The 13,724-nt window shown below is 68.2% G+C and carries 15 protein-coding genes; 7 read left to right on the forward strand and 8 right to left on the reverse strand.

Annotated elements, in window-relative coordinates; genetic code table 11:
- Positions 1 to 48: 48 nt before the first annotated feature.
- Both IEX32_RS02470 and rpe read right to left on the reverse strand, forming a co-directional pair.
- A complete protein-coding gene (locus tag IEX32_RS02470) occupies positions 49 to 1,935 on the reverse strand; it encodes a heparinase II/III family protein (RefSeq protein WP_188768014.1) in 1,887 nt (628 codons plus the stop codon).
- Positions 1,936 to 1,939: 4 nt separating this feature from the next.
- Positions 1,940 to 2,617 (reverse strand): ribulose-phosphate 3-epimerase, encoded by a 678-nt coding sequence (gene rpe, locus IEX32_RS02475; protein WP_188768016.1) that lies wholly within the window; start codon positions 2,615 to 2,617, stop codon positions 1,940 to 1,942.
- 284 nt (positions 2,618 to 2,901) lie between these two features.
- On the opposite strand from rpe, the gene IEX32_RS02480 reads away from it, so the two are divergent.
- Positions 2,902 to 3,426, forward strand: a complete 525-nt coding sequence (locus IEX32_RS02480) for a DUF2141 domain-containing protein (protein WP_188768018.1) — start codon at positions 2,902 to 2,904, stop codon at positions 3,424 to 3,426.
- 52 nt (positions 3,427 to 3,478) lie between these two features.
- Here the strand turns inward: IEX32_RS02480 and IEX32_RS02485 are convergent, their stop codons facing one another.
- Genes IEX32_RS02485 through IEX32_RS02495 form a run of 3 tightly spaced genes read right to left on the reverse strand, consistent with a single transcriptional unit; the run spans position 3,479 to position 6,220 of the window.
- Complete coding sequence (locus IEX32_RS02485; RefSeq protein ID WP_229735812.1) at positions 3,479 to 4,258, reverse strand: nucleotidyltransferase family protein; 780 nt, start codon at positions 4,256 to 4,258, stop codon at positions 3,479 to 3,481.
- The gene (locus IEX32_RS02490; RefSeq protein ID WP_188768020.1) at positions 4,255 to 5,169 is read right to left on the reverse strand and encodes a hypothetical protein; all 915 of its coding nucleotides are present in this window, start codon (positions 5,167 to 5,169) and stop codon (positions 4,255 to 4,257) included. The genes IEX32_RS02485 and IEX32_RS02490 overlap by 4 nt, the downstream gene beginning before the upstream one ends.
- Positions 5,170 to 5,179: 10 nt before the next feature.
- Positions 5,180 to 6,220, reverse strand: coding sequence for a diacylglycerol/lipid kinase family protein (locus IEX32_RS02495; RefSeq protein WP_188768022.1), 1,041 nt, complete (start codon positions 6,218 to 6,220; stop codon positions 5,180 to 5,182).
- Between the two features lie 164 nt (positions 6,221 to 6,384).
- Here IEX32_RS02495 and IEX32_RS02500 point away from each other — a divergent pair, with 164 nt between their 5' ends.
- Positions 6,385 to 7,521: a CDP-alcohol phosphatidyltransferase family protein gene (locus IEX32_RS02500; RefSeq protein WP_188768024.1), complete on the forward strand. Its 1,137-nt coding sequence runs from the start codon at positions 6,385 to 6,387 to the stop codon at positions 7,519 to 7,521.
- Between the two features lie 3 nt (positions 7,522 to 7,524).
- Positions 7,525 to 7,950 (forward strand): HIT family protein, encoded by a 426-nt coding sequence (locus IEX32_RS02505; protein ID WP_188768026.1) that lies wholly within the window; start codon positions 7,525 to 7,527, stop codon positions 7,948 to 7,950.
- A 3-nt stretch (positions 7,951 to 7,953) separates the two neighbouring features.
- On the opposite strand, the gene IEX32_RS02510 is transcribed toward IEX32_RS02505, so the two are convergent.
- Positions 7,954 to 8,688, reverse strand: coding sequence for a phosphocholine cytidylyltransferase family protein (locus IEX32_RS02510; protein WP_188768028.1), 735 nt, complete (start codon positions 8,686 to 8,688; stop codon positions 7,954 to 7,956).
- 126 nt (positions 8,689 to 8,814) lie between these two features.
- Between IEX32_RS02510 and IEX32_RS02515 the strand changes: the two genes are divergently transcribed.
- Complete coding sequence (locus IEX32_RS02515; protein ID WP_188768037.1) at positions 8,815 to 10,176, forward strand: lipopolysaccharide biosynthesis protein; 1,362 nt, start codon at positions 8,815 to 8,817, stop codon at positions 10,174 to 10,176.
- A gap of 19 nt (positions 10,177 to 10,195) precedes the next feature.
- Positions 10,196 to 11,413 (forward strand): M20 metallopeptidase family protein, encoded by a 1,218-nt coding sequence (locus IEX32_RS02520; protein WP_188768039.1) that lies wholly within the window; start codon positions 10,196 to 10,198, stop codon positions 11,411 to 11,413.
- 18 nt (positions 11,414 to 11,431) lie between these two features.
- On the opposite strand, the gene IEX32_RS02525 is transcribed toward IEX32_RS02520, so the two are convergent.
- Positions 11,432 to 11,722: a GNAT family N-acetyltransferase gene (locus tag IEX32_RS02525; RefSeq protein ID WP_188768041.1), complete on the reverse strand. Its 291-nt coding sequence runs from the start codon at positions 11,720 to 11,722 to the stop codon at positions 11,432 to 11,434.
- Between the two features lie 76 nt (positions 11,723 to 11,798).
- Between IEX32_RS02525 and IEX32_RS02530 the strand changes: the two genes are divergently transcribed.
- Both IEX32_RS02530 and IEX32_RS02535 read left to right on the forward strand, forming a co-directional pair.
- Positions 11,799 to 11,972, forward strand: a complete 174-nt coding sequence (locus tag IEX32_RS02530; RefSeq protein WP_188768043.1) for a hypothetical protein — start codon at positions 11,799 to 11,801, stop codon at positions 11,970 to 11,972.
- Positions 11,973 to 12,027: 55 nt separating this feature from the next.
- Entirely contained in the window at positions 12,028 to 12,897 is an 870-nt protein-coding gene (locus tag IEX32_RS02535) for a DMT family transporter (protein WP_188768206.1), read from the forward strand.
- Here IEX32_RS02535 and IEX32_RS02540 read toward each other — a convergent pair.
- A complete protein-coding gene (locus IEX32_RS02540; protein WP_188768045.1) occupies positions 12,807 to 13,643 on the reverse strand; it encodes a Rossmann-fold NAD(P)-binding domain-containing protein in 837 nt (278 codons plus the stop codon). The two genes, IEX32_RS02535 and IEX32_RS02540, sit on opposite strands and share 91 nt — an antisense overlap.
- Positions 13,644 to 13,724 lie beyond the last annotated feature (81 nt).

The following is a 13,724-nucleotide window of genomic DNA, read 5'->3' on the forward strand; positions in this document are numbered from 1 at the left end:
CTCTTTACGCCAAGGCAGGCAGACATCCCCCCGCCGCCCGGCCCTCCCTCACCCCATCTTCTTGAGCAGCCACCCGAAGTTCCCGCCGCCGCGCGAGACGAGTCCCTGTATCACCAGCTGCTGCGTCGCCTGCGGGCGGCCGTGGCCGTCGACCCAGAGCGAGTCCTCTATGGCCACTTCCCCGGCGCCGCTGCGGAACTGCCAGTAGGAGCCGTCGGGCAAGGCCAGTCCCGCGCCCTGGCCGTCTTCGGCCAGTTTGACTTCCACGTCGGGGCCGAGATGGAAGCGCAGCGCGAAACCGACCTTGCCCCGCTTCCCCTTGCGACCCGAGGGCAGGAGCAGGTCTTCACCGCGCAGTTCCGTCCCGTCGTCGCGCAGGATCAGGATGCGGCGGTGTGTCAGGCCATAGCGCGCGGCATAGCCGTTATGGCTCGCCTCGAGCCGGGTGGCGGTGGAACCGCCCTCGCCGGCGAGCGTCTTGCGGTCGACATCGACCTGGCTCACGCCCGAGCCGATCACGCCGTTGATGAGGATCGCGGTCGAGTTGACGTCGTCCAGCGTCAGCGTCGAATGCGCCGCCGTGGCGCGCAGCCCCTGCTCGAGCCGGATCGGCACGAGCCCGCCGCCGCTCGCCGCGCCGCCGCAGTTGACGATCAGGCGGTGGCCGCCATGCGACAGCTCGAAGGCGAGCGTGGAGGCGCAGCCGTAGTGGGCATGGGCCGGCATCGGCGGCGGCGCCGCGTCGAACTGCAGGATCGTCTTGCGCGCGACGGTGCGCTGGTAGCCCCACTGGCGCACATCGCGCAGCGGGCGGGTGCGCACGCCGCTCGCGGCCACGAGCGCGCCGACTTCCTCGCCGCTGACCGCCCAGGCCCCCTGCCAGCTTCCCAGTGAGCCATCGCCGTGGGTGAGCGCCAGCAGCGGCGGCACCAGCATCTCCAGCACGCGCTCCACCGTCTCGGGCGGGTCGCGCCGGGTGGCCTGATAGCAGTCGCGCAGGCGCACCAGCAGCGCGATGGCGTCCATCTGCGCCAGCGGGCTGCGCGAGAGGACGCCGCCGTCATCGCCCATCAGATCGCCCAGCGCCTTGATCAGGCCCGCCTCGCCGTAAAGCCGGCGCGGGCGCCCGTCGGGCAGCAGTAGCCCCGCGGCGATCACCGCGCACCAACCGGAGACTTCGGCAAGGTTGTCCTCGGCGCGGTGGACGTGGCGGTCGAGCCAGCGCGCGGTCTCGTTGATGTGGCGCAGCGTGCGCAGGCGCAGCGCCTTTTCGCCCGAGAGGATCAGCGGGGCGTGAACCAGCCAGTTCAACAGCCGCGCGCCGGTGTAGCCGACGGTCCAGGCCGGGCCCTTGCCGGGCCGGGACGGCGGCGCGGGGTTGGCCTGGAGCCAGGCGGAAAGGATCCGTTCGGCGACCGGCACGCCTTGCTCGCGCGCCGCGCAGGCCTCCAGGTCGGTCAGCCACGAGAAGCTGTGGATCACGGTTTCCAGCGGCGGGACGACGCGCGCAGCGCCGTTGAAATCGACTTGCGCGATCGGCGTCTTGGCGCCGTGCACCAGGAAATGTCCGGCGCGCAGCGCGGTGCCGGCGACGCGGTTGCCGGGCACCGTGTTCCTGACGGTCGCCAGCAGCCGGGTGCGGGTCTTCCTGCCCATCGGCGCGATGAGCATCGAGGCGGGAATGCCCAAGCGATAGGCAAAGCGGATCAGCCGCTCGCCCCCGCCGACCGCTGGCGGCGAGAAATCGACGAGCGCGAGCGAACGGCCCGGCTCGATGTTCTCGCTACCGACGGGCACGGCCGCGTCGTCCGGTTGCGCCCGAATCTCGCCTGCGCTGTCCATCAAGGCACCCTCCTCGGCCGCGTCTGACAGGGGAATGGCCCGGCTCTCGTCCGGGTTCCAGGCCTCCGCGCCGTGTCGGGTGTCGAGCGCCATGGGATCAGTCCGCCTCCGCCGGGCCGAGGCCCTTGAGCGTGCGGATGTTCGCCGCGTATTGCCCCGGCCCGCCCCGGAACGTGGCGGAACCGGCGACCAGTACGTCCGCGCCCGCCGAAACGCACAGCGGCGCGGTCTTGGCATCGACGCCGCCGTCGACCTCGAGCCGGATGTCGCGCCCCGACTTGTCGATCATCTTGCGCACCGCCTCGATCTTGCGAAGCTGGCTGGAAATGAAGCTCTGGCCGCCGAAACCGGGATTGACGCTCATCACCAGTACGAGGTCGATCTCGTCGATCAGGTAGTCGAGCATCTTGGCGGGCGTCGCCGGGTTGAGCGAGATGCCGGCCTTCTTGCCGAGACCCCGGATCGTCTGCACCGTGCGGTGGACGTGCGGCCCGGCCTCGGGATGCACCGTGATCACGTCGGCGCCGGCATCGGCGAAGGCCTCGAGGAAGGCGTCGACCGGAGAGATCATCAGGTGGACGTCGAAGGTCTTGGCGCTGTGGGGGCGCAGCGCCTTCACCACGGCGGGGCCGATGGTGATGTTGGGCACGAAATGGCCGTCCATCACGTCGACATGGATCCAGTCGGCGCCGGCCTCGTCGATGGCGCGCACTTCCTCACCCAGCTGGGAAAAGTCGGCGGACAGGATCGAGGGCGAGATGAGGGGTGTTGCCATGCGAGAAATCGGGACTCCTTCCCTAACGCGGCATAAAGCACCACATCTTGGGGCGACAAGGACGCTTCGGGCCGTTTTCCACACGCGATATTGGGTCAAGACGCCGGGAATGGTACCGGATCGGGATCGGGGAGAGGTGCGCCCGGCTTGTCTGACTGTCCGCCAACGGTGCAATTCAGTCGTCATTCACGGTGCTTAGGGCATTTCCCCGCGGAAATATTGGGGTTTGCGGCACGTGTCAGACGATGGTCGGGCCGCCGCCGGCGACATGTGGAAAGATGCAGATGATCACGAACATTCCGAAAGGATCCATCGGAAAAAGAGCACGGCTGATCGCCGCGTTCGGAGCCGTGACGGCTCTGGGGCTGGCGACGGCCGCGCCGGCGGTAGCGCAGTACCGCCACGAGATCCGCAACGACATGAGCCGCTGCACGCAAGGCTCCGGCCCGGCGGTGATGGTCACGGTCGACGGGATCAAGGCCTCGCAGGGCAAGCTGCGCGTCCAGAGCTATCGCGCGACCTCATCCGAATGGATGGCCAAGGGCAAGTGGCTCGCGCGCATAGACGTGCCGGCCAAGGCCGGGACGATGACCTTCTGCCTGCCGGTCCCGGCATCGGGCACTTACGCTATCGCCGTACGCCATGACTTCAACGGCAACGGAGATACGGATATCATGTCCGATGGCGGCGGCATGTCCAACAATCCTTCGATCAACATCTTCAACCTCGGCAAGCCGAGCTACACGAAGGTCGGGGTGCCGGTGGGGCGCGATGTCAAGTCGATCCGCATCCAGATGCGGTACATGTGAGGGGCTATCGCAATCGTCTTGCGCGCCTTCGCGTGAAGCGCTTGCGAAAGGATCACTCCGAAGCGCGCGAGGCCATGATGGCGCGGGCGTCGGCGAGGTCGGCGGGCTTGTCGACGTCGACGGCGGCAAGGCCGTCGCGCGCGGCGACCAGCCGGGCCTCGATGCCCACCCGGCGGCCCAGCCGCGCGAGCGCCGCGGCGAGGGTCAGACGGCCGAGAGCATAGCTCGCCAGCATTCCGATCCCGAGCCGGGCCGCGATCCGCCAGGGGCGCTTGCGGTCCGCCTCCACCATCTTCCAGGTCTCGATCGCGGCGCGGGCATCGGCGCGCGCCAGCAGGAACAGGTTGCAGCCCGACCATTGCCCGTCCGCAAAGCGCAGGTAGGTGCGCCGGCTGCCGGGCATCGCCTGTTCTATGGCCTCGCGCCGCGCGAGGAGGACCGCGACGTCGGCATCGCCGGGCGTGTCGTCTAGGAACTGCCTCACCCATCCGGCGCGCAGCAGGGCGTGGTCCGAAGTCGTCACCAGCATGGGCGCGCCGAGCCGTTCGAACCCGGCGGCGACGCTGGCGCTCGGGCCTTCGGCGGCTGGCACCGTCTCGCAGCCGAGTTCCCCGGCGAGAGTGAGAACTTGCGGGTCATTGGCGGCCACCGCGATGCGGGCGATTCCGGCGCCGCGCAGCGCCGCGACGACGTGGGCCAGCATCGCCCTGCCGCCGATCTCCGCGAGCGCCTTGTGGCTGACGCCTTCGGCGTCCGCCACCGGATCGGACGCGCCGGGCCGCGATCCGGCGAGTATCAGTGCGGACACCTGTTGCAGGTCTGCTGCGCTCACGCGGCTTCCTTCTCGCCGGCGGCTTTCCTGGCGCGCCAGACCAGCCACAGCACGCCGGGCGCGGCGAGCACGGGATGACGCTCGCGCCAGGGCGTGACCGGGACATGCACGCCGGTGTGGCGCTCGATCTTCCAGGCGGCATAGCGCGCCGCGCCGTCGAACGTGGTCGAGGCCTTGAGCAAGCGCATCAGGTTGTAGGGCTTGCCGAGCCGCTGGCGCCGCTTCCACCAGCCCAGCAGGCGCGCCCTCTCGTCTGCGGTTAGCGCGGGGCGGATCACGCCGTCCGGTCCGCGCGCGAAGCCGATCCCCCCGGCGAGGAGCGCCAGCGGCAGCAGGCCATCGAAATGATCGTGGTTGGCGGAGAGGATCGAATCCTCGCGCCCCGCCTTCTCGACGCGGAACTCGGCGGCGTAAGTCGCGCGGAACAGGGCGCGCCAGTAATCCTCGGGCGTTCCCGCTTCCGGGCCGAGCGCGACGGCGAGACGCGCGGCGGTGCACGCGGCCCGCGCAACGGCGGCGGCGATCGTATCGGCGGCGGCATCGCCGCGCCGCCAGGCCAACGCACTCGGCTGCACGAAGCGTGCCCAGATGGTCGTGTCGATCAGCTCTCCGGCAGCGGCGGTGCGGAAGGTCTCCAGCGCCATGGTCGCGACCTTGGCGCGCAGGATCACGCCGCCGCGTTCCCACTCGTGATAGCTGACGCGCGGCCAGATCTTCTCGGCCTGTTCGCCTTCGGTGAGCACGTAGAAGTCGAGCACGCCCTCGAGCGAGCCGGTCCTGAGATTGGAGCCGTAGAACAGCACGCCCAGCGCTTTCGCCGGCAAGGCGAGCCGCGCGGCAAAGGCCTGCACTTCGAGTTCCACCGGCCGGTCGAGCGCGGCTGCGATGCGCGCGTCGAGAGTATCGTTCACGGTTGCCGGCTCACGGCACGACGAAAGTGAGCTGCGGCCCCTCGTCGAGAATGTAGCGGCCGGCGGGGAAGGCCTCGCCGTCGAGAATGAACGCGCCGCCGATCTCCATGTCGATGTCGCTCGCACGGAAGCGATGCAGGCCGCTGCGCGCCAGGAAACGGCTGTGGAGGCCGAAGAGTATTGCCGGGATCTGCATGACGACCCGGCGCACGGGCGCGTCCAGCACAACCAGCTTGAGACCGGGCGCGGGCCGGCGGCCAAAGGGGCGGACGCCGAGCGGGAACTTCTCGAAGGTCGTGGCGATGACCACGAAGCGTTCGTTGGGGGCGCCGGGGCCGCTGTGCGGCAGATCGCGGCCGGTGTGGCGATCGACCAGCCGGGTCGGCGTGTTGGCGCGCCAGGAATTGCCGGCGCCGCCGAACAGCGTCTGGATCACGCACCACAGGATCGAGAGGCCCACGGCGAAGCTGTTGAACGCGCCCCGGCGATGGGCCTCCTGCCCGGCCTCCGTGGCGAGCGCGAATGCCCCGGTCCCGAGAATGAAGCCCTGCACGCAGCCGCCGCCCTGCTCGGGCGTGATCCGCAGCGGACGGCGGGAGATCGTCTTGCCTTTCCGCGCCGAGGCCAGCGCCTCGGCCAGCGACCAGTGGTTGGGCAGGCCCAGATCGACGGTCAGCGCGTTGGTCTTGCCCTTGGGCAGGATCATGAGCGTCGGCCAGTCGTCGCCGAAAATGTCCGCGCCGCAGGTCAGCACGTCGCGCACGGTGCCGTCGCCGCCGTCGACCACGAGGTAGTCGATGCCGCGCCGCGCGAAACCGTCGAGCGTCAGACGCAGTTCCTCGCGGGTGCGGGGCGTTTCGGTGAGAATATTCGAGCAGTCGGCCATCTCCGGGGCGATGCCCTTGTTGCGATGGCTGCGCGGATTGCGCACGATACCGACCAGCGGAACCGCACGTCCGCGCGCGGCGCGCGATGGCGTCCGCGAAGAACCTTCGGGTTCCTGCTTGCCGAACCGCGGCAGCGCTTCAAATTCGTAAATCGTTCCGTGCACGGGCGTCTATGTAGTGCCGCCCGCGCTGAAAATCACCAAGAAACATAATGTGACACATTAAAGTTACAGTTCCATGGCCACGCCGCATCGGCTTTTGCGCCCGCCGTCAGGCACATCTCCTGTCCGATTGCCAGCGGGCGCCGGCTCGACTACGGCCACGCCCCATGTTCGAAAACGCGCAAGCACTGGCGGTCGTCACGATCGGCGACAATCCCGTAAAACTCTGGGGCCTCGAGGTTTCCGAACGCGTGGCGCGGATCGCGAAGGCGGCGAAGCTCGTGCCCGTGAACGAGGTGCCGCAGGGGCCGGCCGTGCTGTCGAGCGCCGACGCCGCCTGGGATCCGGCATGGTTCAGGCATATCGTTACCCGGCCCGGCATGGTGCTCACTCTGGGCGGGGTTCCTGCGCTTGCCCATGCCGCGGATGCGAGCCAGGCAAGGCGGATCGCGGGTGCCATGGCCTCGTCGGCACCGCTCGCCGACGCCTCCGGGCTTACGCTCGTCGCTTTCGAGAGCGGCCCCACCATCGAGAACAAGCAGCTGCGCAAGCGCGAGACGCCGTTCCTCCTGCCGCTGCGCAAGGACACCGTGCGCCAGGTCGAGCGTGCCAGCTACTTCGGCGCCTACAAGGGCGTGACCGACCTGCTGACCAAATACCTCTGGCCCGAATGGGCACTGGTCCTCACGCGCATCTGCGCGAAGCTGCACATCACGCCGAACATGGTGACAAGCGTGGGCGCGGTGTTCTGCGTCGCCGCGACGGTGCTTTTCGCCTATGGCCATTACTGGGCCGGGATGGCGGCGGGGCTTGTCTTCATGGTGCTCGACACGGTGGACGGCAAGCTCGCGCGCTGCACGATCACGTCGTCATACTGGGGCAACATCTTCGATCACGGCCTGGACCTCGTCCACCCGCCGTTCTGGTGGTGGTTCTGGGCGACCGGGCTTGGCGCCTGGGGCCTCGCCTACGACACCGCGACGTTCTGGTGGGTGCAGGGTGCGATCCAGGGCGGCTATCTCGTCCAGCGGCTGATCGAGGGTGTGTTCATGCGCCAGAACGGGATGATGCACATCCATGTCTGGCGCCGGTTCGACAGCCGGTTCCGCCTGATTACCGCGCGGCGCAACCCCAATATGGTGATCCTCTTCGTCGCGACGCTGCTTGCGCGGCCGGACCTCGGCCTGATCGCGGTGGCGTGGTGGACCGCCATTTCGTGTCTGATTCATGCCGTGCGTCTGGTCCAGGCATGGATCGTGCGCGCAAGAGGCGGTACGATCACATCCTGGCTTTCGGAGGACTGAGGCATGAATGTGACCATGGAGAAGTTCGGCTATCCGGGAACGCTGGTGGCCGATTTTCGGTACTGGGTCGTCCTCGCCCGACCCGCGCAACCGACGCTCGGCTCGCTGGTCCTCGCCGCGAAGTCCGACGCCACCGCCTTCGGAGACCTTCCCGCCGAGGCCCACGCGGAACTCAAGCAGGTGACCTCGGCCATCGAGGCGGCGCTGGGCGAGGCGGTGCGTTATGAAAGGCTCAACTACCTCATGCTGATGATGGTGGACCCCAACGTCCACTTCCACGTCATCCCCCGTTACGAGGGATCGCGCGAATGGCAGGGGCGCGAATTCGTCGACTGCGGCTGGCCGAAGGTGCCCGATCTCGGGCACGCCGTGGCGCTGGAGGGCGATGACCTTTCGGCGTTGGTCGCCTGGCTCAAGGGGTTCTTCTGAGCCCTATACCCAGGTATCGGTGAGCTTCGTCGCGATCTCGATATCGTTGAGGAAATCGACTTCGGCCCAGTCCATTCCCTCGATCGAGACGGTGCCGACCTTGCCGGTAGGCGCGATCGAATCGATCACCTTGAGGTACCAGTGCTGCACGCCTTCGGGTGTGCGCATCGCCTGGCGCACGGTTTCGCGGAACAGTTCGACGCCTTCGCCGCGAAATGCGAGGAAGCCGATGGATTCGGCGTTGGACTGCTGCGCCGTCAGCGTCTTGCCGATGTGGACGAGGCGCTCGCCTTCGCGTTCGACTTTCATGTCGTCGCTGTCGTAGGCGTCCTTGACGTCGACGGTGACGGCGACCGGCCAGTCGCTGGGCTGCTGGACTTTCCGAACGATCTCCTCGGAGACCAGGGTATCGCCGTTGAGGATCAGGAAGTCGCCGCGCATGGCCTCGCGCGCGATCCAGCACGAGCCGAGGTTGTCGGCGACCTTGTAGAACGGATTGAAACGGATCGATATATCCACGCGCGGGTCGCGGATCGCGGCAAGATGCTCCTCGACCATGTCGGTCATGAAGCCGGTGACGACATCGATGCGTTTCACGCCGCCGCGTGCCAGCATTTCTATCTGCCATTCGATCAGCGACTTGCCGGAGCAGTCGATCAGGCACTTCGGACGCTCGGCGGTGAGCGGAAGCAGGCGCGAGCCCTGGCCGGCGCTGAGGAGGATGGCGTGTTCGATCATGAATTCAACCTGATTGGCGCAAGCCGCGCCCTCTAGCGGCTACGGGACAAAAGGGAAAGGTGCGCCGCGGCGGATGACTGCGCGAAGCCTTGCATGTGTATCCTCTCTCGTCCAAATGCACCGGCGATGTCCGCCAAACGCGACCGCCTGGAGAGCGCTTCTCCCATGAGGCGGATACTTCAGAACACGGCCTGGCTGCTGGGCGGCAAGGGTTTCGGCGCCGTTTGCGGCCTCGTGTACCTTGCCATCCTGACGCGCACGCTCGGCCTGAAGGACTTCGGGCACTTTTCGCTGATTTTCGGCACCGCGCAGGCGCTTATCGCCATCGCCGGCTTCCAGACTTGGCGCGTCGTGGTGCGCTATGGCAGCGAGCATGTCCATGCCGAGGACTGGGACAAGTTCGGGCGGCTGGGCATGCTGTGCGGCATGCTCGATGCGGTCGGGGCGGTATTCGGCTGCGCGCTCGCCGCCGTCGTGATCTACGGCTTCGCCGGGGTGCTCGATCTGAACCCGGCCTATATCGACACGGCCTTCTATTTCTCCTGCGCGGCGCTCTGGGCGCTGGTTTCGGCCCCGACCGGCATCGTGCGCGCGCTGCACCGCTTCGACATGGCGGTTTATGTCGAGGCGGTGGTGCCGACCGGGCGCCTGATAGCGGCGCTTGCGATCTGGTGGACCGGCCCCAGCGTCAGCCGGTTCCTCATCGCCTGGGCGGCCATCGATATCCTCGAAGCGGTGCTCTACTGGATCATGGCCCGCCGCCTGTGCCCGCAGGCCGTGCGCCTCTCGAACCTTGCCCGGTGGCGCCAGGCCTTTGCCGAGAACGAAGGCGTCGGGCGGTTCTTCATGGTTACGTATGCCAGCGCGACGATCGAGGCGACGATGCGCAACGGTCCGCTGCTCGCGGTCGGCGCCTTCATCGGCACCCGCGCGGCGGGCCTCTATCGCCTCGCGTCGCAGCTTTCGCAGGCGCTGAGCAAGCTTTCCACGCTGCTGACCCGCTCGGTCTATGCCGAAGTGGCGCGCGCGCGGGTTGCCTCGGAACTGGCCGAATTTCGCAAGCTCGCGCTGCAGACCAGTGGGATCGCCGGGATTGCGGGGGTGGTGGTTGTCGGCATCGCGCTGGTCGCGGGCCGACAGTTGCTCGAGCTGATCGCGGGGCCTGATTTCGAGCAGGGGGCCTCGATCCTCGTGCCGCTGGCGATCGCCGCGAGCTTCGACCTTGCCAGTGTCGCCTTCGAACCGGTTCTGCATTCGACCGGGCGCGCCCGGCTCTCGCTGTTCGCAAGGCTGCTGGCGGTGATCGCGCTGGCTGTCGGGCTCTACCTGTTCATCCCGTTCGGACCCTCGGGTGCCGCTTGGGCCGTGGCCCTGGGCGGTGCGACGTCCTATCTCGCGATGGGCGTCATGGCATGGTGGACGCTGCAGCGGCTAGAACGCGGGCAGATCGAGCCTGTGGAGGCTGAACGCGGCTCGACAGGCGAGTGACGTCGGCTATCATGCATGCATGTCATCCTCAGCCCTGATCGCACAAGCCGCTGACCTGTCCGAGCGTATCGTTGCCCTGCGCCGGGCGATTCACGCCGAACCCGAACTCGGCCTCCATACGCCCAGGACGCGCGACAAGATCCGCGCGGCGCTCGCCCACCTGCCGCTCGAATGGCGGGAGGGGCCTTCGACCACCGGGCTCGTCGCCACGCTGAAAGGCGGGGCCGGACCGGGGCGCGCGGTCCTCCTGCGCGGCGACATGGACGCGCTGCCGATGCCGGAGGAGACAGGGCTCGACTTCGCCTCGACGATCCCCGGCGTGATGCACGCCTGCGGGCACGACGCGCACGTCGCCATGCTGGCCGGCGCGGCCGAGATCCTCGCGCCGCAGGCGGACAGCCTCGAAGGCGAGGTGCGTTTCATGTTCCAGCCCGGCGAGGAAGGGTATCACGGCGCCCGCTTCATGCTGGAGGACGGGCTGCTGGGCGGAGAAGGCTTCGATCGCCCGCTGCCGGACGCCGCCTTCGCGCTCCATGTCATGCCCAACGCGCCGCACGGCCTGATCGGCGGTCGGACGGGGCCGCTGCTCGCGGCGGCGGATCAGATCGAAATCACGGTCACCGGGCGCGGCGGCCATGCTTCCATGCCGCACGACACACTCGACCCGGTACCGGTCGCCTGCGAGATCGTCATGGCCATACAGGCAATGGTAGCGCGCAAGTTCAACGTCTTCGATCCCGTGGTGGTGACCGTGTCCCGGATCGAGGGCGGCACCGCGCACAACATCATCGCCGATCAGGCCCGCATGGTGGGAACGATGCGCACGCTCTCGGCAACGAACCGCGCCCGCCTCAGGGAAGACCTGCCCGTGCTCGCGGCCGGGATCGCCGGGGCGCATGGCCTTACCGCCGAAGTGCGGTTCGTGGAGGGCTTTCCGGTCACGGTGTGCGACGAGGCCGCCGTGGCGTTCGGCGAGCAGGTGGCGCGATCGATGTTCGGCGAGGCGGCGTTCCTGCGCCTGCGCGATCCGATCATGGGCGCAGAGGACTTCGCCTATGTGCTGGAGAAAGTGCCCGGCGCGATGTTCTTCCTCGGCGTCAGCCATCAGGGGGCGGACTGGCAGCATTGCTGCGGCATCCACTCGACCAAGATGATGGTCGACGAAACGGTCCTGCCGCAGGGCGCGGCCTATCTTGCGGGTCTGGCGCGGACTTTCCTGGACAGCGGCTTCGGCTGAGGCGCGGGCGCCTTCACGTCACGCCTGCACGTCCGCCCATTCAGGATGCCGTTCGAACGCGGCAATGACGTAGCTGCATACGGGGCGTATCCTGAAGTCGTTCTCGCGGGCATCGGCCACCATTGCCTCCACAAGCCGCGCGGCGACGCCGCGATTCCCGATCACCGGGGGCACCAGCGTGTGATTGGCATAATGGACGCCGTTGTGTTCCATCCAGGTCAGCTTGCCGACCGCATCGCTGTCCGCGACATGGGCGATGTATTCGCCCCCTGAACCCAGTTCGTGCTTGGTAATGGTCACAGCGACCATGCGTTATCTCCAGCAGCATTTTCCCGTGCGGTGAGGCGCTTGACGAGGCGCCCGGCGCCGAGCAGGGCATATGGCCATGAAGTCCCTTTCCGACAATGCCGCGTCCGTCCATCCCGCCGAGCGCGAGGGGCTGCGGGGGCAAGGCTTCGCCTTCCATGACCGGTGCGAGGACGCCGCGCGGCTAGTCGCCTCGTGGGACACCCGGATGGAACACGCCTCCGCCCTGGCGCGCACGATTGCCCGCCTGTGAGGCAGGTGAGGTGAACGCTCCCGTGCAGCGGGCCGTGCTGCGCCCGGCCATCGCCATGCCATTTGCGCTGGTGGCGCTGATCTGGGGCTCCACCTGGTGGGTCATCATCGGGCAGATCGACGGCGTTCCGGCAAGCTGGTCGGTCGTCTGGCGCTTCGCGCTGGCGACGCCGGCGATGTTCCTCGTCGCGCTGGCGATGGGCAGGAGCCTGCGCCTGGGCGCGGCCGGGCACCGGCTGGCGCTTGTAATCGGCGCGGCGCAGTTCTGCGGCAATTACAACTTCGTCTACCGCGCCGAACTGCACCTGACCTCGGGCATCGTCGCGGTCATGCTTTCGCTGCTGCTGGTACCCAACGCCATGCTCGCACGGGCGCTGCTCAAGCAGCCGATCACCCCGCGCTTCCTTGTCGGCAGCGCCATCGCCCTGGCCGGGATCGCCCTGCTCCTGCTGCACGAGGCGCGCGAGGCGCCGGTCGGGGGCAAGGTGCTGCTGGGCATCGCCTTTGCGGTCATCGCGATGCTGTGCGCCTCGTTCTCCAACGTGATCCAGGCCAACGAGACGGGGCAGGCCGTGCCGATGGAGAGCCTGCTTGCCTGGGCGATGCTCTACGGCACGATCTGCGACGTCGCGGTGGCCCTTGTTACCAGCGGTCCGCCGGTGATCCCCGCCAGCCTCGCCTACTGGCTGGGCACCGCCTACCTCGCGATTCTGGGCTCGGTCGTGACCTTTCCGCTCTATTACACACTGATCCGCAAACTTGGCGCCGGGCGGGCGGCATACAATGGGGTTGCCGTGGTCATCGTCGCCATGCTGATTTCGACCGTGCTCGAAGACTATCGCTGGTCTTTGCTGGCGGCGGCGGGCGCGGTGCTGGCGGTGGCCGGGCTGGTCATCGCCCTGAGCGCGCGCAGGCCCGCGGCATAGTCCGCAAAGCACGGCCGCCAGCCCAGCACGCGCTTCGCCTTGCCATTGGCGACGCGCCGGTTCTCGGCATAGAAGGCGCGCGCCATCGGTGAGAGCCCCGCTTCCTCCAGCGATTGCAGCGGCGGCGGCTCGATTCCGAGCAGGCGGCAGGCTTCCTCGACCAGCAGGTTCTGGCTGCAGGGCAGGTCGTCCGCAAGGTTGTAGGCCCCCGGCGGCGCGCCGATTCCCGCGATCACGCCCGAGGCGATGTCCTCGACATGGACGCGGCTGAAGACCTGACCGGGCAGGTCGATGCGATGCGCGCGCCCTTGTGCGATCCGATCGAAGATCGAGCGGCCGGGGCCATAGATGCCCGGCAGGCGGTAGACCCGCGCGCCGCGCGCCAGCCAGGCCGCGTCCGCTTCGGCCCGCGCGACGCGGCGGCCGGTGCCGACAGGCGCGCTTTCGTCCACCCAGGCGCCTCCGGTATCGCCGTAGACCCCGGTGGAGGAGAGATAGGAGAGCGGCTTTCCCGCGAGCGCCGCGCCGTAGCGATCGAGAACGGGGTCGAGCCCCTCGCTTCCCGGCGGCACGGACGAAAGCACGTGGTCGGCATCGGCGAGCGCCAGGCGCACGGTGCCTTCGTCATCGAAAGAGAGCGTGCCTTTGCTTCCCGTCGAGATCACTTCCCAGCCCTGCGCGGCGAGATGTCCGGCAATGACCCCGCCGGCATAGCCCAGGCCGAAAATGAAGAACCGCCGGTGCATTGTGTTCCTGTGCCTCCCGCCGCCAATCTCCGGAACTTTACGCTGTTTGGTAGTCCGACCGCTGGCAATCGCAAGGCGAGC

Origin of the sequence: Novosphingobium endophyticum, from assembly GCF_014640675.1 — a bacterium.
GTDB classification, from domain to species: Bacteria; Pseudomonadota; Alphaproteobacteria; order Sphingomonadales; family Sphingomonadaceae; genus Novosphingobium; species Novosphingobium endophyticum.